Annotated in this window: 20 protein-coding genes and 1 pseudogene; 12 read left to right on the forward strand and 9 right to left on the reverse strand. The window is 43.9% G+C overall.

Annotated elements, in window-relative coordinates; genetic code table 11:
- The first annotated feature begins 626 nt into the window (after positions 1-626).
- Entirely contained in the window at positions 627-878 is a 252-nt protein-coding gene (locus JCM19037_RS05405; protein WP_042398688.1) for a hypothetical protein, read from the forward strand.
- A 2,361-nt stretch (positions 879-3,239) separates the two neighbouring features.
- Here JCM19037_RS05405 and JCM19037_RS05420 read toward each other — a convergent pair.
- The gene (locus tag JCM19037_RS05420) at positions 3,240-5,321 is read right to left on the reverse strand and encodes a hypothetical protein (RefSeq protein ID WP_042398698.1); all 2,082 of its coding nucleotides are present in this window, start codon (positions 5,319-5,321) and stop codon (positions 3,240-3,242) included.
- 228 nt (positions 5,322-5,549) lie between these two features.
- Here JCM19037_RS05420 and JCM19037_RS05425 point away from each other — a divergent pair, with 228 nt between their 5' ends.
- Positions 5,550-6,425: a tyrosine-type recombinase/integrase gene (locus tag JCM19037_RS05425; protein ID WP_042398700.1), complete on the forward strand. Its 876-nt coding sequence runs from the start codon at positions 5,550-5,552 to the stop codon at positions 6,423-6,425.
- 247 nt (positions 6,426-6,672) lie between these two features.
- Here JCM19037_RS05425 and JCM19037_RS05430 read toward each other — a convergent pair whose 3' ends face one another.
- From JCM19037_RS05430 to JCM19037_RS05435, 3 genes are read right to left on the reverse strand one after another with little or no spacing between them, the layout of a single operon-like run.
- Positions 6,673-7,956: an ABC transporter substrate-binding protein gene (locus JCM19037_RS05430; RefSeq protein WP_052363577.1), complete on the reverse strand. Its 1,284-nt coding sequence runs from the start codon at positions 7,954-7,956 to the stop codon at positions 6,673-6,675.
- A complete protein-coding gene (locus JCM19037_RS22150; protein WP_052363578.1) occupies positions 7,902-8,288 on the reverse strand; it encodes a hypothetical protein in 387 nt (128 codons plus the stop codon). The genes JCM19037_RS05430 and JCM19037_RS22150 overlap by 55 nt, the downstream gene beginning before the upstream one ends.
- A 16-nt stretch (positions 8,289-8,304) precedes the next feature.
- Complete coding sequence (locus tag JCM19037_RS05435; protein ID WP_238544556.1) at positions 8,305-9,282, reverse strand: Xaa-Pro peptidase family protein; 978 nt, start codon at positions 9,280-9,282, stop codon at positions 8,305-8,307.
- Positions 9,283-9,627: 345 nt separating this feature from the next.
- On the opposite strand from JCM19037_RS05435, the gene JCM19037_RS05440 reads away from it, so the two are divergent.
- From JCM19037_RS05440 to JCM19037_RS05475, 7 genes and pseudogenes are all read left to right on the forward strand, one after another.
- Positions 9,628-10,500, forward strand: coding sequence for a LysR family transcriptional regulator (locus tag JCM19037_RS05440; RefSeq protein ID WP_052363579.1), 873 nt, complete (start codon positions 9,628-9,630; stop codon positions 10,498-10,500).
- Between the two features lie 911 nt (positions 10,501-11,411).
- Positions 11,412-12,190, forward strand: a pseudogene (locus JCM19037_RS05445) (ABC transporter ATP-binding protein).
- Positions 12,187-14,106 (forward strand): ABC transporter permease, encoded by a 1,920-nt coding sequence (locus JCM19037_RS05450; protein ID WP_042398702.1) that lies wholly within the window; start codon positions 12,187-12,189, stop codon positions 14,104-14,106. Before JCM19037_RS05445 ends, JCM19037_RS05450 begins: the two are co-directional and overlap by 4 nt.
- Positions 14,107-14,120: 14 nt before the next feature.
- The gene (locus JCM19037_RS05455) at positions 14,121-14,456 is read left to right on the forward strand and encodes a YxeA family protein (RefSeq protein ID WP_042398704.1); all 336 of its coding nucleotides are present in this window, start codon (positions 14,121-14,123) and stop codon (positions 14,454-14,456) included.
- Positions 14,457-15,084: 628 nt separating this feature from the next.
- A complete protein-coding gene (locus tag JCM19037_RS05465) occupies positions 15,085-15,378 on the forward strand; it encodes a hypothetical protein (RefSeq protein ID WP_052363596.1) in 294 nt (97 codons plus the stop codon).
- Between the two features lie 239 nt (positions 15,379-15,617).
- The gene (locus JCM19037_RS05470; RefSeq protein WP_042398710.1) at positions 15,618-16,328 is read left to right on the forward strand and encodes an MBL fold metallo-hydrolase; all 711 of its coding nucleotides are present in this window, start codon (positions 15,618-15,620) and stop codon (positions 16,326-16,328) included.
- Entirely contained in the window at positions 16,325-16,894 is a 570-nt protein-coding gene (locus JCM19037_RS05475) for a TetR/AcrR family transcriptional regulator (RefSeq protein ID WP_042398712.1), read from the forward strand. The genes JCM19037_RS05470 and JCM19037_RS05475 overlap by 4 nt, the downstream gene beginning before the upstream one ends.
- A gap of 412 nt (positions 16,895-17,306) precedes the next feature.
- Here JCM19037_RS05475 and JCM19037_RS26750 read toward each other — a convergent pair whose 3' ends face one another.
- From JCM19037_RS26750 to JCM19037_RS05500, 5 genes are all read right to left on the reverse strand, one after another.
- Entirely contained in the window at positions 17,307-17,639 is a 333-nt protein-coding gene (locus tag JCM19037_RS26750) for a hypothetical protein (RefSeq protein ID WP_238544557.1), read from the reverse strand.
- Positions 17,640-17,966: 327 nt separating this feature from the next.
- Positions 17,967-19,454 (reverse strand): metallophosphoesterase family protein, encoded by a 1,488-nt coding sequence (locus JCM19037_RS05485; RefSeq protein WP_042398715.1) that lies wholly within the window; start codon positions 19,452-19,454, stop codon positions 17,967-17,969.
- Positions 19,451-19,699, reverse strand: a complete 249-nt coding sequence (locus tag JCM19037_RS05490; RefSeq protein ID WP_042398716.1) for a hypothetical protein — start codon at positions 19,697-19,699, stop codon at positions 19,451-19,453. The genes JCM19037_RS05485 and JCM19037_RS05490 overlap by 4 nt, the downstream gene beginning before the upstream one ends.
- A complete protein-coding gene (locus JCM19037_RS05495) occupies positions 19,672-20,484 on the reverse strand; it encodes an Ig-like domain-containing protein (RefSeq protein WP_193744666.1) in 813 nt (270 codons plus the stop codon). The genes JCM19037_RS05490 and JCM19037_RS05495 overlap by 28 nt, the downstream gene beginning before the upstream one ends.
- Before the next feature lie 128 nt (positions 20,485-20,612).
- The gene (locus JCM19037_RS05500; RefSeq protein WP_152548956.1) at positions 20,613-20,879 is read right to left on the reverse strand and encodes a hypothetical protein; all 267 of its coding nucleotides are present in this window, start codon (positions 20,877-20,879) and stop codon (positions 20,613-20,615) included.
- A gap of 487 nt (positions 20,880-21,366) precedes the next feature.
- On the opposite strand from JCM19037_RS05500, the gene JCM19037_RS05505 reads away from it, so the two are divergent.
- The 3 genes from JCM19037_RS05505 to JCM19037_RS05515 all read left to right on the forward strand — a co-directional run bounded on the left by JCM19037_RS05505 (position 21,367) and on the right by JCM19037_RS05515 (position 24,329).
- Positions 21,367-22,182 (forward strand): hypothetical protein, encoded by an 816-nt coding sequence (locus tag JCM19037_RS05505; RefSeq protein ID WP_042398725.1) that lies wholly within the window; start codon positions 21,367-21,369, stop codon positions 22,180-22,182.
- A gap of 485 nt (positions 22,183-22,667) precedes the next feature.
- Entirely contained in the window at positions 22,668-23,012 is a 345-nt protein-coding gene (locus JCM19037_RS05510; protein ID WP_081829084.1) for a cytochrome b5 domain-containing protein, read from the forward strand.
- A 174-nt stretch (positions 23,013-23,186) separates the two neighbouring features.
- The gene (locus JCM19037_RS05515; protein WP_042398727.1) at positions 23,187-24,329 is read left to right on the forward strand and encodes a S8 family peptidase; all 1,143 of its coding nucleotides are present in this window, start codon (positions 23,187-23,189) and stop codon (positions 24,327-24,329) included.
- Positions 24,330-25,137 lie beyond the last annotated feature (808 nt).

Below are 25,137 nucleotides of genomic sequence, written 5' to 3' on the forward strand. Positions count from 1 at the left end.
GACGGTGATAACGGCGACGGTGATAACGGCGACGGTGATAACGGTGACGGTGATAACAGCGAAAACCCTACTTTATAATAATCGAAACGTTCTCTGCTAAGCTCTGAAACTACGAGTGAACCAGCTAGAAAAAACCCCGCCTCCCGAGAGGTGGGGTTCTTTCTAGCTGTTATGTGGAAATTGGTTGGTGAAAGTCCGAAGAGTGGTTCAGCAAGTCCAACATAACCACGTGCTTAATCTCCTGCGTCGAGTTACACGCATTTCCGTGGAAGGGGCGAAGTCAGGTGAAGTCGTAGCGCCAATGGGCGAGCGGAGCTTCTTAAAAGGTTCCTAGGATGACGAATCTGTGTAGATGGGGCTAGAGGGAGCAGGTGCTTTGGAAAATATCGCATGCTAGGGTTTCGGCATCTGCCTCCTTACGATGGGTTGCAGTCGTAATGGCTGTAGTCGACGTCTCTCTTGCTCGATAAATTTACTAGTTATTAGATTAAGACAAGAATAGAGCACAAGAACAACTTCAAAATGAATTCGAGGATGCATTTGCAAGAGCACAACCAGTCGTACTTAATATTGCTGGTGTAGATACCTCAATATTAGATGTAACCTTTGAAAATGGGCATTTTTTTATGTCAGTATTAGAGCCTAACATATCACTTGTGCAAAGTGGTACAGGGTTAATGGCATCATTAGCCGACAGTGGCGCTTCACATGTAGGTGTTTATAGTGTAGAAACTGAGCAAATCCAAGTTACTAACAAGATTAGAGAAATCTATCAAGAGGCGCTCGATTTGACTAATCCAGCTGATTTAGCTGCAAAAACCTTACAAGACATGGTAGGGGGAAACAGTTCAATTAGAACTAACAATAACAGAAGATGATGTTTCTTTCACAAAGTCGTATAGTTTTGTTTTCAGTGTACCAGCACAAAACTAATTAATTTTAGCTTAATTGTAATTGATTAAAAACCATATTAAATTTTAAACTTATACTTCTTGTTAGGAAAGTTAATTCAAACCTAATAAGAAGTATAGAGCAAAACCCCCTTGTAGAATTTTCAACGATCTACAAGGGGGTTTCTACTAATGCAGAGTGCTTTAAACAGTTGATACTAATTTAAGATAAACTTATTAGCGAAATCAGTTTGGTTTTTCTTGAAATTCACTTCATTGATTAAGGCATATCGTTTAGGCTCTAAACATACTTCAGGGATACGTAGTATGTACTCAAAACGATCCTTTAGTTCTTCCGTGTGTTCAACACAGGCGCCCATTAATTGTATTAAATCATCGCCATTATACTCCTCATTGAGAAACTTATTTTTCAATGATGACATTACAGGTAATTGATCTGTGTTATGAGGAAGGTTATTGGCATAATACGATCCCATCCGATCGTTCACAGGGCTTGAAATACGCCATGTTCTTTAAATAAACTTCTAGTAATCTCTAATACATTGGTCAAATCTTCTATTGAAATGTATTTAATGTATCTTCTTGTAATAATTAGCAATGATTGAAAATCTTGAATTTCAGCCTCATTATTATATAGCTGTTTAATTATTATACCAAATTTTGCTTTTGCATCTAGTGTTTTGTTAATGATTTTAAACCTCCTTAGCAATATTACTATTATTATCGACATTTAAATAATAATGTTTATACTGTCGCTTAAACTTGTATGTGACAAGTAGAAATATTTTCAATTGAGTGTTTATTCATGTCTTAATTGCCAATAACAATTTCATATAATTTGAAGTAAAAAAACTACCCCCATATGCCAATTACGCTTTGGGGGTAGTTTTTAAAATCATATTAGAATATACAAGTTTGTACAGTTAATCAATCTTTATTATTGGTTAACAACACCATTTACTTCTTGAAGAATTGTACGAAAGCCTGCTGAATAATCGGCTGTAAGCTCGTAATCTAATTCAGCCTCGTTAGCCAATAAACCATCAATTAGAGCTTGGATGTCTGCTAAGTGAACATCAATTGTACGACCATCATTTGAAATAACAAAGTCGTCACTAATGTCATCTACTTCATTCACAAAGTTACTCAGCACTTCACTGGCAAGTGGAGTAGATTCACCTGAAGTTGCAGCGACTGCATTTTGAGTAGCAGTTCTAAATGCAACTGCATTATCAAATTGCACTTTTAGTTCTTCTACAGTAGTCTCAGATGTAACGTTTCTTTCAATATCGCTGAACACAGAAGCTAATCTATTATCTGCAATTTCTTGATATGCTTCAGTATTAAAGTCAATACCAGTCAAGTTATTTAGCGTAGTCATGTTTTCTGCATTGGGTGTCTCTAAGAATGCAGCTAATTGACTAGCACCAGTGATATAATTAAAGGTTGCATTAACAGGTGCTACATCGGAAGCAGCAGAATCTGCATCAGTTACTGAAACGCTAACTGTGTATTCACCAGCAACTACTTCGTCTGATAACGTTACAGTTGCCTCATAGCTAAGATCTTCAAAATCAAATTCAACTTCTGCTGTGTAGTCTTCTGCTTCTAGCTCAGCAATTGTAACATTCACGTCCGAACTGTTTAGAATTCGCCCGAAGTTTCCTTCGAACTCCAAGGAGGACCCTTCTAAAACAGTACCAAGGTTACCTTCAGTACTAGAGATTGTTAAGTTACTATTTAATCCATCATTTACCCCTTGAACTGCTTGTCGAATTGCAGAAAGATTTACATTACCGCTTAGGGTGTTATATGCAGTTAAATATGCGTTAACATCTTCTGGGTAAACATTTACTGGAGTTGAGCTAAATGCCAGTAGACCTCTTAATGCAGTATCGAAATCAGAAGTGTTGTCTCTTGCCGCAGCATCAGCTACTGCGTTTAGACCTTCTTCAATAGTCTCAAACTCATCCTGAGGTGCATCAGTTTCGTCTTGATCTCCATCATCGGAATCACTATCTTCACCTTCATTGATTACGATCAATTCAACAAAGTTGCTTCCAGCGACTGTTCTAACTACATCTACAACATCACCATCATCAAGGTTATCTAATGTAGAGAATGTTGTTGTTGATGGAGACCCGCTTCCACGATTGTCTAAGATGTACCCATTGGTATCAAGTCTGAATACACGTTCAGTTACACCATCTAAAGTGAATGATCTGTTAGTAATTGATTGCACTTCAATTTCTGCGCCTTCAAAAAGTACATTTGCATCAGTAAGTGGATTGATTGCAGTGACGATGTCATTAACATTTGTTTCTAAACCTACGATTTGGCCTCTGTCAAATCCACCTTCTGGGTTTGCAACATCCTCTGCCTCAAATGTAACAAATTCACCGCCGACGAAAGCACGAACACGAGTAACCTCAGAGCGATCAGGCTTAACCAAACACGATCAATTACTGCGTTATCTAGCTCTTCTCCGTCTTCTACGTCAGTAGCGCTAGTGTGTACAGCTAGATAGTCTGCAACACCTGCATTATTATTACTGTGATAAACATCTGCGGCGCTAATTGTGTCGAAATCTTCAATTTCACTCCAGCTATAAACATCAACTACTCCGTTATCATCATACAAGAACACTGGTGTGTTGTTATATACACGGATGTTGGTAGGATCTTCAAATGTCCCTACATTAAGGAAGTTTTGACCTACATCAGCAAGTGAAATTGATTCTTCACCAGTTCCAGATTGGAAAAGATCGTCGTTAAGGACATTGAAGCCAACAATGTTATCATCTGAGTCGGTATTAATTTCAATAACAGTATCTTCTGAGAGATAATCATCTGTTGAAACTGTGATGTTGTCGAGGTCTCCAGAGCGCTCAATGACAAATGTTGCAGTTCCAGCTGTTGCATCAACGTCAGTAAGACTGAATCCAGTTACACCATTACGATCTTTTCTGTACTCAGTACCATTAATACCAACTGTAGTAAGCTGATCTACTCTTAAAGCAACAGTGTTGTCTTCTTCGTTAGTTCCAGTGTAGCTTAATTCTAGAATTTGACGAGAACCTTGAGTAAATGCATTTGCATCCGCAGTAAGGAATGCACCATCTTCACCAACAATTAGGTCGCCTAAGTCACCAAGTACAAATGTAATTTCACCTTCTCGGTTAAGATAAAGTGAAACGGGCTCTCCTGACTCCTCAAACTGCTCAAACACAGTTGCATCTTCAACAACTTGAACATCACCGTTTTCATCGATGTAACGAGTTGATCCAAAATCAATGTTGTATTCTGTACCATCAACAACAATGGACTCTGCAAAGATTCTATTAATCTCACCAACGACAATATCATTGTATACTTCAGCGTATTCTGCATCAGTATTGTAATAGAGGTTGTCGCCGCGAGAAACCCCACTTAAACCAATTGTTTGTCCACTTTCTACAATTGTGTAGTCCGAAAGGTCTTCTTCTAAACCAAATCCAGTAACTACACCTTCATCAGTTACTTCTTCCACCAAGATTGAAGTACTCCAGTCATAAGCATCGTAGAATGCAACTTCCCCACTACTGTTAAGCACAAACTTTGCATAATCAGCAGTGCGATCTTCATTTTCTTCTCCGCGATTCGTAACTAGTGAAGTACCAAGATCTCCTTGGTAACGGAATGTATATCCAGATTCGAGATCATACCACTCACCATTGAGTTCAATCTCTACAGGTGTATCTCCGTCAAATTCAACATCAGTTACTGCGCCATACAATACGTCCTCTTCTGTCTCAAAGAAGTCAACGATGTCTCTGTCACTGTTGAATGCGACAGTTCCAGCAGTACCAAGAATTGTTTCGAAGTCTGTACCTTCTTGAGCATTCACGGTCCAAGTTTCAAGGTCGCCATCTTCATCTCGGGTACCGAAAATAACTGTGCCATTACTTGCATCAGAATCAACCGCACGTACATTTTCTAGGAACGCAGGTCGCTCATAGATGTACGTTGCTGGCGCGAAACCTGGGATAGTAAGCGTGAACTCATATGGAGTGAGGGCTTCAAGATAAGCACCGTCTTGGCTCTCCACGAATTGTACTGTTGCAACATTGCCGTTAACTTCAATGTCTTCGACTCCTTGGCGTACACGTGTGTTCGCGTTACGTACAACAAGGTTGTTTGGTGCGATTTCGTCTACTTCTGCGTTGAAGACAACTTCAACGACTTGACCTTGGTTATCAAGCGTTTCAACAGATACAATACCGAAGTCAACAACGTATTCAACACCGTTCACTGTCCATGTACCTGCATGTACAAGAGAAAGTGGAGTTTCGAATTCGAATACAGCTTCAGTTGCGCCTGCTTCGATGTCTTGAGCAACAACTGGAACGTTTGTGCCGTTCGGGTTTGTCACAACAACAGTTGCATCAACAAGGTCTTCAGTAACACCGTCAAGTTGTACTGCAATTCCTTCAGTTGTGATTTCTGTGACTTCTGTTACATCAACCGGAGTTATTCGTCTTTATTTCGAGAATATGTTACATTTTTATGGTAAATATTGAACAGTGTTCATGTGAGACTTTTATCATGATTGGCTTTTACTAGAGAGAGATTATTTACACGTTGGAGAGGAGAATGTGAGATGAGTGAATCCAAGGAATTCAGAAAAGCAATGCTTTTATTTGAAAGATATATGGACAGTCGAGATCGAAGTGATCGAACGATTATCGGGTATCGACGAGATCTCACAATGGTTGAAAATTATTTAAAGAATCGGTACGGTTCACGAATCTATGTTCATGACGTGACGACGAACGATATCGAAGATTATTTGTTGATGCTTAAGGTAGAGAAACAATATAAAGCGAGCAGTCGTAATCGTCATATCGGAGCGTTGAAGTCGTTTTATAAATTTTGCCAGCGGGAAGGTTGGGCGAGCGCCAGTCCTCTGGAACAAATCGAAAAGATTCGCGGTCCACAAAAGGAACGGGAAATTTTGGAGTTTAGTGAAGTGAACACGTTCATTACCGCCATTGACCACCCGCTCATTCGCGTCGTTGCCCAATGCCTCTACTACACGGGCCTTCGAATCTCTGAATGTTTAGGGTTACGCTATGAGGATGTGAACCTTGAGAGAAGGCGGATATGGGTGTCGGCAGGGAAGGGGAACAAAAGCCGAAGTGTACCAATTAATGAGCGGTTGCTGTTTATTTTGGCAGACTATCTAGATGTGCAAACGGATAGTGGCTCGTCCGAGTATTTCTTTGCAACAAAGAAGTCAGGGCAGCTCTCAAACGTTTATGTGAACCGGATACTTGATCGAACCCGCGTGAAACTAGGATGGAGAAAGCGGGTAAGTGCCCACACATTTCGGCACTCGTTTGCCTCGCACCTCGTGCGTAAAGGAGTGAACATCGCCGATATTCAGAAAATATTAGGTCATTCGGATTTAAAAACAACGAGCGTATACTTGCACACCGACCAAGATTCCTTACTAGCGTCCGTCGACTTGTTATAAACAGGCGTCGCCTTGAAAGGGACGAACGCTAGTGTTGTAGCAGCAGGTGTTCCTAAGATATTCTACGAAGATGTCACCTATTTGCGGTGAATGTTAATCGTTCAGCGTGTTGAGCTATCGTACAGAAAAGCTATGGGTGCTGTATTTTGAAAATCAAATGATTAGAAGCGTGTACCGCTGACGAATGGCTAAAATGCCTAAAATGCTTGTAGTTGAGTAGCCCACTACAAGGCATTTCTTTTTTGCATCAATAGCCTTCGCCGTTGCTGTTCTCTTCCAAATAGGCTTCACGGAATGAATGGTGTTCGGATGCAAATTGCTGAAACCCTTGAACATCTGCATGGACACCTAATAGATAATTCGGATTGACATAATCAATACGCGGGACGTCTTCTGCTAAGATTGTCTGAACGTCTTGGTACAGTTCTTCGCGACGAGCGTCGTCACTTTCCTGTCGTGCTTCAATAAGCATTTCGTCAACGTCTTCATTCTCGTAAAACATGCGGTTCCCCGGCCCTCCGAAATTCGCAGAATGGAACTGGCGATAAAGGGCGTCATTTGGGTCTCCGAGATTGTTCGACCAGCCGAGCATGTACATATCATGCTGACCTTCAGCGGTTTCACTTAGTAGCGTTCCCCACTCAAGCTGTTGCAAAGACACATCAATGTTTAGTGTCTCCTTGAGCCGATCTTGAATATACTCTCCTGCTTGCAAAGCAAGCGCGTCACTTTCTTCAACCCATAGCGTCGTTGAAAAGCCACCGTCGACGTCTGTTTCAGACAACAATGCCTGTGCTTCATCTACATTATAAGCTGGGTAAGCGGCATTCGGGTTATAGCCGAAGATGAATTCGTTAATGGCGGCTGTCGCTTTGCTTCCGTAGTCGCCGTAAAGTCCTTCGACAAGCGAGTCCGTATCAATCGCCGCTGCAATCGCCTGACGGACGGTCGGATCATCAAACGGTTCAGATTGAACGTTAAACCCAAAATAGTTGGAACGCATGCTCTCAGTTGCCAGTAGGTTTGCGTGTGCCATGGACTCAACCAAGCTACTGTTTACAGGCTCAATATCATCGGCAATATGAACCTCACCCGTATCAAGCATGGCAATGCGCGTCGATTGCTCAGGGACAATCTGATACGTTAAGTGATCAAGGTGGGCCTGTTCCCCCCAATAGTCATCATGTTTAGTAAATTCAATGCGGTTTCCTTGTTCCCAAGAATCAAAGACGAATGGGCCGGTACCGACAGGATGAAGATCGAGATTGTGATTGCCTGCTGCATCATCTTCCATTGCTTTTGGACTAATCATGCCGCCTCCAAAGTGCGATAAATTATTCGGCAACGATAAAAATGGCTCTTCCGTCACGATGTGCACGACGTGGTCGTCGATCACCTCGACCTGTTCAATCATATTGAATTGCGAAGCCATTGGAGAGGCAACTTCTGGGTCTAACACACGGTCAAAGTTGGCTTTTACCGCTTCTGCATTAAACGTTTCACCGTCATGGAAGGTGACGTCTTGTTCCAATATAACTCCCACGTATGATCGTCCAATTGTTCGTAACTTTCAGCTAGAAGGGGTTGCAAATCCATGTTTTCATCAGGAGCAACTAAAGTCTCGTACACATTTAATTTAACCGTTCCGGATGTACGGTCACTTGCACCATGGGCATCAAGATCGGTAATGTCCGCTGGAATGGCCATGGTTAATTCCCCACCCGCAGTGGGCTCGCTAGCAGAATCAGCATTGGCATCGGCTTCTGATTCAGTATCTTGATTCGGTGTTTCTTCTAAATCAGTTGAACAACCAGCAATGATGAACAAAGCGCTGAGTAAAAATACAAATCGTATGTGACGCATTAAACCCATCCCCTTTTTAAGTAATAATGAGCGATTCCAAGTCACGCGGATAATACGTTAACATGTCCATTCCCTCGTCTGTAATTAGAATGGTATCTGAATGCCTAAAGCCACCGAGACCTTGAACGAATAACCCAGGTTCTACGGAGAACACCATTCCTGCCTCAAGAACGGTGGCGTCTCCAGTATCAAAGAACGGGGCCTCGTGAGTGTGAACAAGGCCGAGAGCGTGCCCAGTGTGATGCAGCGACAAGTGGGAAATTCCTTCCTCTTTAAAATAATTTTGGACAGCGATGTCCACAGCTGACGCCTTGACCCCTGGCTTAATGGCATCAAACGCGATTTCTTGTGCGGTTTTCATGTGGTTGAAGTAGCGCTCCTGTTCTTTGCTCACTTCTTCAACGAACATCGTTCGCTCAAGTTCACTAATGTAGCCCCACACATGGGCTGCGGCTTGGGAAATGACATTATAGCCACGTTTTAATACTAAATTTTGATTTTGTGAGTGTGGAAAAGCGGAATGGGGTCCGATCTGACCACGATAGAAAGCATGAGCTGGACTTCCGTTTGGTAAATATCCTTTCCCGAGCGTTTCAATCATCGCCAATGTCGCTTCCGCTGTTGCCTGTGTTTCAATTTCAACTTCTGTTTTGCCCGCGTTTGAATATTTGACGAGAAGTGAATGGGCGAGGTTCGCCCAGCGGCACGATTCTTTGATCAATTCAACTTCATTTTTAGATTTCACACTTCTCAATTCTTCCACAAGACCATAGACCGATGTATAATGATTATCGAGCAATTCACTCAGCTTCGGCCCCCTATATCCTTTAGGGGAGCTGTAGCCGTCGCCATCAATCCCAATGGTTAATTGAGTCATACCTATCGAATGAAGATAATCTTTAAAATGTTCCATCGGGTGTTTAAGCCCGGGGTACTCAGGATAATCGTGAACGTGATCAACAAGGGCATACGTCTCTGCATGATGTTTTTCCATTAAAGGAACGAAGAGGTGAGAGCTGCCTTTTGATCAAAAACTAAGGCAATGGGCCGTTCTGAGGGCCGAAAGTGAAACGCGGTCAAGTAAAAAATATCGATGGATGCGTACAAAATGGCTCCGTCAATGGTACGATCTTGCAATCGCTGTTTAAATATACGTTGCCTCTCTTTAATTTCAGTCTGGGGGATTTTCAGTAGCATGATGAACACCCTCTCATTTTTTCTAAATAGTATTTCATTTAGCATAACAAAGGTGAAGGCGCTTTCATCATACTTATGAGTCGGTGTATAATACGCAATAAGTATTAAACAAATATTTAAATTACGAGGGAGAGATTTATGCGTGGAGCTTAGACATTTACGCTATTTTATTGCGGTCGCCGAAGAACTTCACTTCGGTAATGCCGCCAAAAAATTAAAAATTTCCCAACCTCCACTTAGCGCGCAAATCAAAGAGCTTGAAGAAGAATTAGGTGTTCAGCTATTCGAACGGACAAAGCGGACAGTCGCTCTCACTGAAGCGGGGAAATACTATTACGAAATGTCACGTAAAACATTACAGCGAATTGATAAAGATCGGGATACTGTACAAGTTATCGCCCGTGGTGAACAAGGAAAAGTTGCCATCGGTTTTGGAGGATCGGTCGTCTATGAAATCTTACCGAAAGTATTGAAACAAATTAAGAAGAGTTTCCCGAAACTTGAGCTACACGTCTCGCAGCAGACGACAAATCAGCAAATGGCATCACTAAAAACGGGGGAGATCGACATCGCTCTGCTCGTCCCGCCAGTTGATGATGAAGATATTCATACATTCCCTTTTTACAGGGAGGCCCTGATTGTCTGCTTGCCGAAGACTCACCCTCTCGCTAAGGTTCCGGAACCATTGACGATGGAACAGCTGCATAAAGAACCATTAATCGTCAGCCCCCGTTCAGCAGGGGAAGGCTATTTCGATGCGATAAATGCCCTCTTTATTAAGTCACATACGACAATGAACATTTCTCAATATTCAACAGAACAACAGACCATGGTATCCCTCGTCGCTGCTGAATTCGGCATTTCCTTCGTTCCAGAGTCAACCCGACTCATCAAACATGAAAACGTTGTCTATCGACAAATTGATGTTCTCCATCATAAAGAAACGGTCCTTGCCTGGAGTAAAGCAACGCAAGTGCGGTCGTTCACCGGATTGTGGAGTTGCTGCAAAAGATGAAATCGGAGAGGTAACGGACACGCTCTACACGATCCTCACCCTATTGGCCTCTCTTTTTGACAAATGGATAAAAAAAGCAAAACAAGCTGCCCAAGCAAGAAACTGCTTACGGCTCACGTGTAGTTGGATCGATAGAGAAAATAGAGAACCATCAATTCATTAATTTGTTCAGCCATATCCTTTGTATAAACGCAGCGAAGAGACACCTTCCTTCACATTTTCAATTCTCGGTGGTCAGCAACAGGGATACTCTGCCAGTCTATTTTAAACATAGTAGCGTATGTTGTGAAAAACTGAAATTTTTAAATAGCAATCATCCCAACAAGATTTTCACTATGCGCTGTAGGAAAGATTATTGAACTACTCCACACCACGAAGATGATAATGGCATGTTCAACTAGATCATCTAAATGATTTCACGAGTGAAAACCTATGCTGCGTCATTCAGCAACACCTAAGTACAGGCCAACAAAATGAACGATCTTATTCTTATCCGCCTCCATCAAATAACTTCGTCGACGAAACGATTAGAGATGACAGGTATGGCTACCCCGTTTGTTCAATAAAGGTTTACTGGAGAATGGAGGGGTGTGGCACTCAGCGACAGAATCGGCTTATCTGGAAAAGAAATAAGAAGGTAGCTACATCTTAGACTTTAGGTTACTTTAGCCGTTGGCTAAGGCATCTCTGTTTTAATGATGCTCTCAAGATATAATTCATTTAACGGATTTGACGATCATTCCAATATTCCGTGCAGGAGGAAGTAGTCAGGATATGAAAGCCTGACTGCTTTTTATTTGGCAAAGTGACAAAAATATCACATTGCCTCCCAAATTATCACCTAAAGCGTACGACCCATAGCCATATAACAATTACACTATATATAGAACAACTTGATTGGAGTGTATGGAATGAAAAGTCAAAAGACACCAAAGACCGTTTTAAATGCTGAGGGAGTAAGTAAGTCTTATGGCCAAAAGGGAAATGCACAAGAGGTATTGCAAGGAATTAATCTTCGAGTGATAGAGGGAGAGTTTGTTGGAATTATGGGCCTTCAGGCTCAGGCAAGACTACTCTTCTTAATACATTGGCTACGATTGACCGTGCCACAGACGGACAAATATTTATAAACGAGCACGAGATTTCGAAAATGAAAGATCGCCAACTTTCAAGCATTCGCCGTCAACATCTCGGATTTATTTTTCAGGATTACAATTTGCTTGATACGTTAACGGTAAAAGAAAATATCTTGCTACCTGTTTCTTTAACAAAAAAAAGCAAAAATCAAGCTGAAACGGAGTTTCATGCCATTTCAGGGATTTTAGGTATTACGGAATTAGCGAATAAGTACCCTTCTGAAATTTCAGGTGGACAAAAGCAACGCACCTCTGCAGCAAGAGCGTTAATTCACTCGCCTTCCCTTGTTTTTGCTGATGAGCCCACAGGTGCCCTTGATTCAAAAGCAGCCTCCAATTTATTGGAGAATTTAGATGAAATTAATCAAACACGACAAGTCACGATTGTCATGGTAACTCATGACCCATTGGCCTCTAGCTATTGCAACCGTGTTGTCTTTTTAAAAGACGGAAGAATTTTTTCTGAATTGTACCGAGGAGAGAAAACGAGAGAATCCCTCTTTAAGGACATTCTGGATATGCAAGCTGTTCTTGGAGGAGGCACGCAGAAATGAACACACAGAAACTAGTGATGCGGAGCATGCGAAAAAACATCAAAATGTATTATCTCTATTTTTTCGCGATGATCTTCAGCATAAGTTTGTATTTTATCTTTTCTACCCTACAAAATGACGAAATGATTGTTACTATGGGTGAAGCTAGCGTGAACTTCTCCATGGCCTTTCAAGTTGCTGGATTATTACTTATTCTCATTACCATTGTGTTTACGATGTACGCGACGAGCATCTTTATTCGAAGACGCAGTCAAGAAATCGGATTGTACCAGTTAATTGGCTTGTCAAAGGCTTGGGTCGCTAGGGTACTGATCTTGGAACACACAATTCTTGGTCTAGGCGCTTTACTCATCGGGTTGCTAGTCGGCGCTTTGCTCTCGCGACTCTTTCTTTTACTATTTATGAACCTGATCGGCATTGAAACTACGATTGGCTTAAGCTTCTCCAGTCAGGCGCTTATCCAAACCATTGCTGTTTTTTCCTGCTTAATTGCGGTTACATCCATACAAATCGTATGGACGACTTATCGGAGTACACTACTGCAATTGTTTCAAGCAAATCATCAAAATGATGAATTTGCCAAACGTCCAAGCATTGTTTCAAGCATTTTAGGGGTAGCAGGAATAAGCCTCATCGGGTTTGGCTATTACGTGTCTACCTTGATTGTAGACAATGCAGATCAGTTACTGTTTCTCATGTTACTCGTTCTCACAAGTACCATTCTTGGAACCTATGTCGTCTTCCATACGACAATAAGTTGGATATTATATATTTATCGAAAAAAGCAAAATGGAAACCTCGGTCTGTATAATAGCCTGTCGATCGCACCATTAATGCACAGAATGAAGGGACACGCCAATTCACTAACCTTAATCACGGTATTGTCTGCGATGACCATCACAATGATTTCCCTTTCTTATTCCTTGTATTATTCAACCGAAAATGATACGAGGTTGGCGATGCCTTTTGATTTTGCGGTGGAAAATATGCCGGAGGAAGCTGCTGCGATATCAAGTAGGTTAGAAGAGGAGCAGATTAAGTTTGATCATTATCAACTAGATGCCATACGATTTGATGGCGCATGGGTGGAGCAGGATCCAAATGAAGATAATCGTCAAAGAACGTTTATGCTTTTCTCAGCAGAGCAGGTGGCACAGGCTGGATTAGATGTTGAGTTTCCCCAAGATGGAAACGCCATACATCATAATAATCGAGCCATTATCGAAGGGATGCAGTTTTCATCTCCAAAAGATGTGCAGTACACATCAAACGATGAAACAAATCGCCTAACTGTCTCCGAGTATCGGTTAGATAACGTGATGAATTACAGGTTCTTTGGCAATCAATTGCTTGTTACTGAAGAAACATTTGAAGAGATAAGAGATAGCATTCAAGACGATGAACACAAAGAATTTTTGAGTTTTGATACATTTCAGTTATCAGAAACTGAAAAATCAGAAATCGCCTCCGAGATCTTTCTAATCAGTGTAAATAGTGATTTTATCATTGACTATTATACCTCATATGAACAATCGGTCCAAAACTTCGGACTTCTCGTTTTCATCGCCGGATTTTTAGGCTTGGTGTTTCTCCTTTCAACAGGAAGCATATTGTATTTTAAACAAATGACGGAAGCTGAACAAGAAAAAACCCATTATCGAACACTACGACAACTTGGATTCCATGTAAACGATTTGATGAAAGGCATCGTTCGTAAACAGCTCTTTGTTTTTTTGATTCCTCTAGGAGTTGGGTTATTGCACGCTACTTTTGCTCTTAATGTGGGCTCTGTTCTTATTGCCGCAAGCATGCTCACCCCAATCATCATTAGTATGGTAGTGTATATTGTCATCTATTTGCTGTTTATGATGATTACCATTCGCTATTACAAAAGAATCGTCACAAATGCTTTATAGAAAGGAAGAAAATGATGAAAAAGAAGATCATAATTTCTTGTCTCGCTGTCATCGTCACTATAGTTACGATTGCTAGCTTATACCTGCTATTTCGTGAAACAATTGATCGTTTTAATCCATTGATGGAGCAGGAATATGTATATGTTGAGGTTCAAGAAGAACCTGAAGATGATGACGGAAGATATAGATATAGGGAGCAAGGTGTCACTGAAAACGGAGAGACGAAACGAGTAGTATTCACCACCAGCACTACACTCGATCAAGGTACATTCGTAAGAGTACTCGCCAAAGGGTCTTATACAGAAGAATACGAACTTATAGAGGAAGGAAATATGCCACGGAATGAATAAACTAGCTAATGTTACGGTGTTCAAATACAGCGCCCTGTGATAGGCAAAAGAATACCTTTTCACACGGAGCAGCATCAACAAGTTTGTGTAACTCAGTAATGCTATTACTCAAGTCTAGAGGGGAAGAATTTCCCCTTTTCTTCATTTTCATATCGCGGATTAGGTGGTCTGGGTGGCTGTTCATGGTTCTCGCTTATTGAATGATATTTATTGTATACCCCTTTGATCGATTGAATGAGGGAAACTGAAGGAATGTCAGAGAAGGTTGAAGGACTTTCGGATACTTCTGTAAATGCCTAAAGAATTGATTAGCTTCTGCTCTTGCTTTATGCATCGCTTTTTAATCTTTAGCCGTTTTTTAGAATATCCTCGTATATTTAAGATTAATTTTATAATTATTGGATCGTGTAATTTTTGCTGTGTTTTTCTGACACCTGATAAAAAATGGAACTTTCATGCCGAAGTGTGTAGTTAAGGGTACTAAAACATGTGTCGTTTCAGGAGGCAGGTCCTAAATCTCTGCAACCCATTAGCCCTTTCGGCTTGTATTGCAAAAATTACTCATTTTTGACGCTCTAACACATAGCCTTCTTACATGGCCTTATAGCCGAAAGGAGATGGGTTTGTGATGAGCGAAGAAAATAAGCACGACCATCCAAAAAAGAAGGATAATTTCGTTAAGAATACGTCTCGGGAAGTGACGGACGCATTTGGGAATACGGTCGATTCGGCGGGACGCATCGTCAAATCGGTTTCTGGTGAAGGCGGTCTCGTCGGAAAAGCAACCGACACGTCGGGGCGAATTCTAAAAGGCACGGCAGGCAAAGCGAACCAAATGATTGGCAAATCGTCAGAAGCTCCCGGTAATCTGTACAGAAAAGCAAGAGGGACTCGTAAGAAAAATGAGGATGATAAGGAGTAACCTGGCGGTGATGGCGATAAGGATTCTTTCCTTATCGCCATCAATGCTTTTATCCTCGACGTAACATTCATGTGGGAATTTGATGGACAAGCCGCAGTTGTAAGGTGACAGAATAGGCCGATCCGTCAAAATCCTGTTTTTCCTAGCGAGCAGTGAACAGAATTAAAGCAATACTTGCATAAACTAATGGTATTAGTTTATGCTGTAACTAATACCATTAGTTTAAGGGGGTGCTTTTTATGAAGGTATCTACATGGGGTCATATTTATCAACTTGCGTTTATGCCAAATATCTTTCCTGTGAATTGTTATTTGATTGAGGAAGAAGCATGCTTAACATTAATTGACACGGCACTTCCGACTAGCCATAAAAAAATTAAAGAGGCGGCAAGGAAGATAGGTAAGCCGATTACACACATCGTGTTAACCCATGCCCATAGTGATCATGTCGGTTCGCTCGATGCACTTAAGGAAAGGATAACGAAGGTTGAAGTGAGCATATCCGAAAGAGATGAACAGTTGTTAAGAGGAAATAGAGAGTTACAAGTTGGGGAACCAAATTTTAAAATTCGTGGGGGAGTCCCTAAAAACATCCGAACAAAACCAGATCGAACGTTACGAGAAGGAGATCGAATCGGTTCGCTGGAGGTTTTGGCAACACCGGGGCATACTCCAGGTTCAATTAGTCTGATTGATACACGAACAGATGCTGTGATTGTTGGTGATGCTTTACAAGTGCGTGGGGGTTTTTCTGTATCGGGAACGTTAAGATGGACCTTTCCAGCACCTGCATTGGCAACATGGAACAAAAAAGAAGCCATTCAAAGTGCGAAAAAAATCCAGACGATTCACCCAAGTATGATAGCAGCAGGTCATGGGAAAATGGTCGATTCACCTGCGAAGTTGCTTGATCAGTCGATCGAGGATGCGATAAGAAGGACGTATAAATGACACCAAGAAGAGGATTAACGAGCAAGGATATTGTCAATTCCGCAGCCAAAATTGCAAATCAAAATGGACTAAGTTATGTTTCCATCAGTGTGGTCGCTCAAGATTTGGATATAAAACCGCCGTCTCTTTATAATCATATTCGTGGATTAGACGAATTGCATGAGTTGCTAGCGATTCACAGTTGTCTGCTTCTTTATCAAAAACTTCAATTAGCCACTCACAACCAAAGCAATCGTGAAGCGTTAACATCTTTTAGTTATGCATACATTGATTTCGCAAGAGCTTACCCTGGGCAATATGAAGCCGCTACGCATTCTTATGACGAGCACCATGTGCAACTGAAAGAACTGCAAGATCAAATAATCAATCTTGTGCGCACTCCGCTCTATGAGCTCGGGTTTGAAGAAGAATATACGGTTCACTTGGTCAGAATGTTACGAAGCCTATTACACGGCTTTGTTATGCTAGAATCAGCGCAGGGATTTAAGATGGATTACCAAATAAACGATTCTTTAGATGTAATGATTGAAACGTTTTTAATAGGAATTCAACTGGCCAAACAGTAATTGTCCATAGGAAATACCGGGACGTTTTCGGCGTTCCGGTAGCTTTCACATCGTCATGAGCGTCATCGTTAAGTTTTCGTCTTACGGTTCGTTCACCTGCTCGTCGTCATTAGAGCACTTCGGTATACTTATACGAGACGCCCGGGTAGACTGTCGACTTTTCGAAACACACTCTATTGATTGCTTTATCTCCCAAGACGTTGCGATGGTCATTACACATTCACAAGCAAAACCCTACGCGAAGAAAAACCGAATTAACCCGAATAAAGCGAAACAAAATAGCACGAACCCAGACGAAATCCCAGTAATGGCGCTGTTGCGTACGTTCATTTTCTTGGAAATAGTAGGGGACATTGCGGAAATCACGATGAGCAGTATGGCCAATAGATATAAACTCGAATCGTTAAAGACGTTAACGAGGAAGATAAAATGAATGCCTACGATGAAACAGATCCACGGAGCCGTAATCGCCTTTATTGGCTCGAATGAGCAGAAAAGCGACGATTCCACCAATAATGAATTCGGCATAAAACACGATCAGATAGGTAGTCAACGAACCGACTTCGGACAATGCCGTCGCTTCGTTCCAATTCATAACGCTTAGATAAATACCGAGTAAACTGACGAGCAGCGCAATGCCTGACGCAATGCCGATGTATTTGCGCCAGTGTTCCCCTCGGACCTTTCTGTGCCCACCCAAACCAAGCAAAGCTGAACATACCGAATACCGCTGTGAACATCGCATAATCTCATATATACTCCATTTTTCACCCCGTTTTCGGAATCGTATCCATTCAAAACCCTTTATTAAAAATTATTATGCACCATACCTTCTCATGAGGAGAGTAATTCTTATTTTTGGCTTGTCCGGAAGGCAAACGAGGAAGCGCAGCCAAAGGTGGCCGAGCGAATAGAAATATTCCAACGATGCGTCGGGACACTGCTAGTGTCCCGACGGCATCGTTTTCTTAAGCTTTCTTCTTACTTCTCAATTACATACTCATCGACGTCTCCCCGTGAATGTTCATCGCTTCTAAGCGAATGTGATCGTTAGTAATGGCAAAGGAGACGATTACCTGCTCATTGTCATCATAGAGCACATCGGTATACTCGTACGAGACACCGGGATAGAACTTCGGTCCTGCCGACCCACCGATGACATAGATGGTTCCCCCATCATCGGCAACGTTGCGTCTACCATTGGATAGGTACGCATGTACGAATGGTCATGCCCCATGAGCACGAGGTCAACTCCCCCTTGCTCAAGAACCGGTGCAAAAATGTCAGCGGTTCGCTCTCCGCTCGTGAGCGGATTGCTTGAATAAGCCGGACGGTGGAACATCGCGATAGTCCATGTCGCATCGCTTGCTTGGAGCTGTTCTTCCAACCAATCCGCTTGGGCCCGCATCTCTTCTACCTCTGCCTCGCTATTTAGCAAAAAGAATTCGGCATCCCCATACGTGAAGGAAGAAACCTCGCCTTCTTGCCCCGCTGGTCCGTTGTGCGCGTAAGGAAGCAGCTGTTTGAACGTATTGTAGCCATCTCCATACACATCATGATTGCCTAATACCGCCATGAGCGGTCGCTCCCGAGCTAACCCGCCGACAGCGTCCAAGAAATAGTTCCACTCCGTTAAAGAATCCCCGTTCTCAACCAAATCCCCGGAGTGCATGAGAAAACGATGTTCGTCTGTGGCCACACTGTCGATTAATGATGTGAGCAGTTCAAATTGCTCCGGAGTTTGCGCTTGTGAATCGGCCGCGAATAAAAAGCTAAAGTCGTCGTCACTCGCCGTTTGAAATGTCGATGTCTCGCTCCAATTCTCATCTGTACGCACACGATACGTGTACGATTGTCCTGGCTTGAGATCCTCCACGGTCGCCTGAAACACTTGCACTTCCCCGTCCTCGTGGTAATACAACGCAGAATCTGCCGGGATTGTAATCCCTTCGACTTCCAGTGCACCGCTGTCTACAAGGGGAGACGCTTGCCACGTAACGGTTTGCGACGTGGTCGGATCAGCGCTCCACGTGAGCGTCACATGCTCTGGGTTGTTGCTGCCGAGCGCGCTCACAATGCTGCCATCCCAACGCGCGCTCACGTCCCCATCAGGAGAAACCGCCTGCAAACGCACATCTCCTCCGAGCGCAGTCAGCCGTTCGGTCTGCACCTTTCCGTCCTGATCTGTGACAGGTAGCGACGCCCAGTCCACTTCCCGAATGGCATCAGTACGCACGTATCGTTCAGTTTCCGTATCATCAATCACGCGCGCATAGCGTTCCTCTTCGTCTAGAAGTTGAAACTGCGTGCCTTTTCGAACCGGTAACCAGCGGCGGGTAAACTCGCCGTCTTCTTTCGTGAACGCCCACGTGTTTGTAATCGCCTCCACCCGTGGCGGGTCGGTTCCTACATCGAATCGCACCCCCTCGACCGGTTTGCCGTCCCGGTCAGTCACCGTCAACTCTGTCGGCGTCCCGATTGATTGGCCGTCAATTTCAAGTGTGAGCGGAGGATTCGCCGGAGCTTCGAAGACATCATAAAAGAAAACAGCATCGTTCACCTGGCTTCGGTAAGTTCTATCACAACATCCTCGCTCACATATCGGTCAACGTCAAACGTCAATACGGCGTGATCGTCCATTGTGAGGGTAACGGAATCTTCGTCCGCATCATACGTTCCATCCGCTACGTGCACGCGGTCGAGGGTGACTTGGTCGGAGTCAAACTGCAACACCGCCCGCGCGTCTTGGATGTCTTCGGCATTGACGAGGTCGACGTTTAAATCAAACGTCTGATTGGGGCGCACTTCCTCAGGCCCTTGCAATGCAAATGCAGCTGATCTGCCCGAACCTCAAAGCGCCAGCTCGTGTGCATGAGATTCCCAGCCTGGTCGCGAACCTGTATCTCGACTTCATGAAACCCATTGGCGAGCGGCTTCTCAGGTGTGAACTTTACCGTCTCTTGTTCGTAAACAAAACCGACTTCTTTTCCATCTAACTGTACGTCAATCGTTTCTGGATCAATTCCTGATTCTTCATCACGTAAGGTAATTTCGATTTCCGGTTGGTTCGTTTGCACGGTTTCGCCAGCGGCTGGCGTTTTCTGTTTGATTTCAGGGTTGGTTACGTCCTCGTCGAAGTCCCGATACACCGCACGGATGTCGTCAATGTACAGCGTGCCTGCTCCTTTCGTTTCTTCCCGCGTGGCCATATAGCGGACGGGCATGTCCAAAACATATGGCGCTTCGAAGTCTTCGGATATCGGGGCCTCGACATACTGCCAGCCTTCCCAAGTCACGCCCTCAGGCGCTTCGGGTGTGAAGTCGATATTGAACGTTTGGCCGTTTGCGTCTTTTAGCTGGGATCGGAGCCAATGCCCGGCCGCATCGCCATACACCCACATGCCGATTCGTTCAGGGTCGCCAGGGATGTCAATCCCGCCGTCGACAGCTGCATATACCCCTGACGTGCCGGCAAACCCGGTGAAGTCATAGTCGATTTTCAGTGCGTAGTTTCCAAAGCGCGCCTGCTCGTTGGAACGTTCTAACTGTACGTCGTGATGGTTCACACCCGTGGCGCGCCAGCCGTCCATCTCTGTTTCGAAGTCTTCAATGACGACATAGGCGGGATCCTCCGCGCTGGAAAAACCGGCAAATAAGCAGAGTGTCAGGATCAGGAACAACGGTTTGCAGAAACGTTTCAAATGAACCTCTCCTTTCATTATAGGGCGATTGCATTGAGAACGGTTACTACGAGGAACAGAACAGCGAGTAGGGCATAAATGACCACTCTAATGTAATTTTTTCGTAGGAGATTCTTAAATGATTTTATAGAGAAAATTGCGAATATAAAGATCGGAACTATTATCGCCATTGTGTTCGTGTACGATTCGATATTTGCAGCCTGTGCGAGCACACTTGAACCGAGGAGCAGCGCGAGAACAACCCATAGAAGGGCTTCAATCCTTGCGAGCGTTCGTGTAGACAATGTATCACCTGCCATAATTATATATTTCTATAGGGCTGGGGTTGCTAGGCGCCTTTGAAATCACATGCTTCAACTCAGCTAACCAGCTAAACACACGGCTTTTGCTGACTAGACACCCTCTCTGCCTATTTATGTGACACTTCAATCTAAAGCGTGTCATTTTAAGGTGCAAACTGCCCCATAAATTTTTATTTGTGACACTTCGCGAAGCTTATGTGACAATTTGCGTTAATCATGGTGCGTTTTACGAAGTGAAATGTCTCAAAAACGAACATTTGTGACACTTTGCGTATTTCTATAAAATCTTGCGCCTGCTGTTGGAGTACCGAAAAATCTAAGGTTTACGATTTGCAGGTTGCAATGAGCTATCATCTGCACGCCTAGTCATCTAGGTCTAGCGTAGCAAAGAATTCCCCGTCTGTGTATAGGTAAAAGTGGTGCTGAGTCATTAAAATAGGGTATAAAGGTAGAAAAGGAGGAAGCCTAATTGATTAATCAGCCGGTCAAGCCACACCGCTCGTCACCGATGAAGGAGGCGAGCGCCAGTTTCTCGAAAGTCGATTCCACCATCTTTGTTGCCATCGCCACTGTGTTAGGCTATCTCGTTGCATATGGGTTCCAATTGGGTCAGTTCAATTATTACGGAATTAATACGGTGCTCATGGGCCAAATTTATTTGACCGACATTATTATATCCGCGACAGCCGTACTCGTATGTGTGGCGATCGCGCTATTTGTGCAGGCTGGATTGGAGCGGTTGTACAAGCGCGTTTCCCGCTTCTGGTCTGCCATCTTCCGCATCATCCTTCCCATTACCATCGTGTTTTTATTAACCGCATTCCTGTTTCGCATGATGTTGTTTGTGTACTTGTTAGTTTTCTTTATTCTGCTCTATTTTTTCCTAGCACTCGTCTCTTCAAAAAAAGACTCCTATCGCGAGCGCATCATCGATTTCTTTTCAGCTGAAGGACTCCGTATCAAAAACTACTTGCCTGAAAACGTCCGCAAGTATTGGGTCCAGAAAAAAATGGGCACCGTCATGTTCCTCATATTTATCTTACCGTACCTTGCCTATATGGTCGGAATGTACACCGCGTTCTCCGCAACCAACTACTTAACCTTTGAAGAGGGTGGGTCCGAGTATGTCGTATTGACGAGCACGAGCGATATCCTCATCGTCGCGCCACTAGACGACGAGCACCAACTCGGATCAGACGTCGTCATCATCTCCTTGAACGGCGTCGGGCACGAATCGTATACGTTCGTTCCGCAGAAATTTGAGGGCGGGTTGTTGACCGAGTAGGGGCGGTGTGGGGCGGCATCGGGCATGGTCTATGGGCGGATTGCGCGGATCGGGGCGGGGGCAAGGGTCTTAGACTTTAGAGATGACTCACCGAACGGGTCACGCCATGCTTATGTGGGCATTTCACCAAACTCCAACCACAAATCTGTCCAAATCCATCATAAACGCGTTTATGATGGGATTTCCAGGTTCTATGATGGATTTGTCACAGGAAGCAGCCATGTTTCCGCATGAATCCCATCATAGAAAGTTTTATGGGGGAATTTGCAAATAAAAGCGCCTCCCGACAACGGGAAAGGCGCTTTTCTCATTCATTGAATCTGTTGCGTTTTTGGCACGAATAATTGAGGTCTTCTAAAAATATGAACACCATGTGTTTAAAAACTGACAAAACGATGACATGCCTTTCTAGGACTATATGCAGATGTTATATTAGCATCATGAAGTGATCTTAAATATTTATTTTATATAAGGAGTGAATTTCTGTGAATAAATTATTATTGCCGATTATTGGTAGCTCAGTATTGCTACTTGCTGCTTGTGGTGGAGATGAAGCTCCCGAAGAAGAAGCTGCGACTGAAGAAGGAGAGCAAGTATTCACATTGGAAGAACTTGCTGAGTATGACGGACAAGATGGAAACGATGCGTATGTAGCAGTAGACGGCGTCGTTTACGATGTTACAGGTGTTGGCGCTTGGGAAGGCGGCGAGCACGCCCCTGCTGGCGGACTTGAAGCTGGCGGAGACCACACTGAAGAAATCGAAGCTTCTCCTCACGGCACTTCAGTATTAGAAGACTTGCCAACTGTCGGTATACTTGAAGAAGAATAAGCTATGAAATCTGACCCTTTGGATCATATGATTCAAAGGGTTTTATATGCGCGTAGTAGACCCCAACCCCTTTGTCGAAAAAAGCTGTCGAGAAGTATTTGCGGATTGTATATGTAATACATGGTATAGTCTGAATGTGCAGAAAATTACACCTTCTAAAAAGGGGAGAACAAAATGAAGAAGCCATTCAGGTTCTTATCAGGTACGGCAGTGATTGCGGCAACGCTATTGTTAGGTGTCTCTACGACGGATGCGAGTGAAGCGGAAAAAGAAGCCTTTTTGATTGGGTTTGAAGAGATGACGATTATGGCGGATTTTATTGAGGAGAATGAAGAGGCAGAAGGCGCGCTTTTAGCAACGGTTGCGGATGAGGAAATTGCCATTGACGTGCTATATGAGTTCGAACAAATTCCTGTGTTATCGGTGGAAATGACAAAAGAAGATGTGAGCGAATTAAAAGGCGAAGAGAGCATTTCATACATTGAAGAAGACATTGAAGTTTCCATCTCACAAACGATTCCATGGGGCATTGACCGGGTTCAAGCAACAGCTGCACATAATCGCGGGATTACAGGGAATGGGGTGCGAGTAGCTGTGCTAGATACGGGGATCTCCAATCACCCGGATCTAAACATTCAAGGTGGGACAAGCTTTGTGCCTGGTGAACCAGGTATAGCAGATGGTAATGGCCACGGTACGCACGTTGCTGGTACGATTGCAGCGCTTGATAACAACGTTGGTGTCTTAGGCGTCGCGCCAGACGTTGATTTGTTTGCAGTAAAGGTACTCGGTAGAAGTGGATCCGGAAGCATTAGTGGCATTGCTCAAGGGTTGCAATGGTCAAGCAACAACAACATGGACGTTGCGAACATGAGCCTTGGCAGCCCTTCGCCGAGCCCGACGCTCGAGCGAGCGGTCAACCAAGCAACAAATAGCGGCGTATTAGTCGTTGCCGCTTCTGGGAATTCAGGGGCAAGCTCAATTGGCTACCCAGCAAGGTACCAAAATGCAATGGCTGTAGGTGCCACCGATCAAAATAACAACCGTGCCAGCTTCTCACAATTCGGTACCGGTCTCGACATTATGGCACCAGGTGTAGGCGTGCAAAGTACGTATCCTGGGAATGGCTACCGCAGCCTAAGTGGCACATCAATGGCAGCTCCACACGTTGCTGGTGTGGCAGCGCTCGTCATGAGCAACAACCCGTCTTGGTCTCCTGCCCAAGTACGAAGTCACTTAAACCAAACCGCAACACCAATTGGTGCGTCAAACCAATACGGAAACGGTTTGGTGAACGCGAACGCTGCGACGCAGTAAGGGAAATGCTCGGTACTAAAGCACGACGATGTCTTAGCGGCTCGTTATAAGCTGTATTAAAGAAATTCTATAGTTCTTGAGAGTATAACTGCATCAACCATTTTCTAGTCACTTGGCGTTTATGTGAATAAAATAGAGCTGAACGTTCATAGAATTGCCGAGTATCTGGTATGTGGTGGTGTTCTGTAGAGATCTAGATCGCCCAGTATTTGAATAAACCCAGCATTTTAACGCGATCTATATGGAATGAACTTAACATTTTCTTGATTTGCACTGATGGGTGTTGGGTTGGAGGGGTAGCGCGGTGCTATTTTGCGCAGTTTGTTCCAACTTGAGCGCAGATTCGATGCCCATAACCGAGCAACCTGTCGGCTCCAGTGGGACCGAAGCCATATCGAACTCGGTTCGCGCGGTTCGCGCCGACGTCTTGCTAGGTTTTTGGCTTGGAAATGCAAAGGATGGTTCTCTGAACCGTTGCCGCAGGGGGTGGCGGTGCATGCGGGGAAGACGAACGACCGTTCTGCGCGCTAGTTTCCCCCCATCTGCGCGCAAGTTTGCGCTTTTGACCGATTTTAGCGTGGATTTCACCAAACTTGCGCGCAGTTTATTCCAACTTGCGCGCAGATTCCAGGCTGAAGCGCCAACGACACGACAGCCCCGCCGGCGCCGAAACGGAACCGCACTCGGTTCGGCGCGTTCGCGCCGACAGCATGTGGGTACTTCGGGGCGGGGATGTACACATGACCAGGTGATCTGTTACCGAATACACCGCTTTTCCTGCAATTTTCTCCAACTTGAGAACAAGTTC

The organism is Geomicrobium sp. JCM 19037 (genome assembly GCF_000698105.1).
Classification (GTDB): domain Bacteria; phylum Bacillota; class Bacilli; order Bacillales; family Marinococcaceae; genus Geomicrobium_A.

Excerpts from the sequence above, each read along its gene's own strand:
- JCM19037_RS05405 (WP_042398688.1), top strand. The coding sequence starts at position 627 with ATGTCAGTATTAGAGCCTAACATATCACTTGTGCAAAGTGGTACAGGG.
- JCM19037_RS05425 (WP_042398700.1), top strand. The coding sequence starts at position 5,550 with ATGAGTGAATCCAAGGAATTCAGAAAAGCAATGCTTTTATTTGAAAGA.
- JCM19037_RS22150 (WP_052363578.1), bottom strand. The coding sequence starts at position 8,288 with ATGCGTCACATACGATTTGTATTTTTACTCAGCGCTTTGTTCATCATT.
- JCM19037_RS05435 (WP_238544556.1), bottom strand. The coding sequence starts at position 9,282 with ATGGAAAAACATCATGCAGAGACGTATGCCCTTGTTGATCACGTTCAC.
- JCM19037_RS05450 (WP_042398702.1), top strand. The coding sequence starts at position 12,187 with ATGAACACACAGAAACTAGTGATGCGGAGCATGCGAAAAAACATCAAA.
- JCM19037_RS05455 (WP_042398704.1), top strand. The coding sequence starts at position 14,121 with ATGAAAAAGAAGATCATAATTTCTTGTCTCGCTGTCATCGTCACTATA.
- JCM19037_RS05465 (WP_052363596.1), top strand. The coding sequence starts at position 15,085 with ATGAGCGAAGAAAATAAGCACGACCATCCAAAAAAGAAGGATAATTTC.
- JCM19037_RS05470 (WP_042398710.1), top strand. The coding sequence starts at position 15,618 with ATGAAGGTATCTACATGGGGTCATATTTATCAACTTGCGTTTATGCCA.
- JCM19037_RS05475 (WP_042398712.1), top strand. The coding sequence starts at position 16,325 with ATGACACCAAGAAGAGGATTAACGAGCAAGGATATTGTCAATTCCGCA.
- JCM19037_RS26750 (WP_238544557.1), bottom strand. The coding sequence starts at position 17,639 with ATGCGATGTTCACAGCGGTATTCGGTATGTTCAGCTTTGCTTGGTTTG.
- JCM19037_RS05495 (WP_193744666.1), bottom strand. The coding sequence starts at position 20,484 with ATGGACGGCTGGCGCGCCACGGGTGTGAACCATCACGACGTACAGTTA.
- JCM19037_RS05515 (WP_042398727.1), top strand. The coding sequence starts at position 23,187 with ATGAAGAAGCCATTCAGGTTCTTATCAGGTACGGCAGTGATTGCGGCA.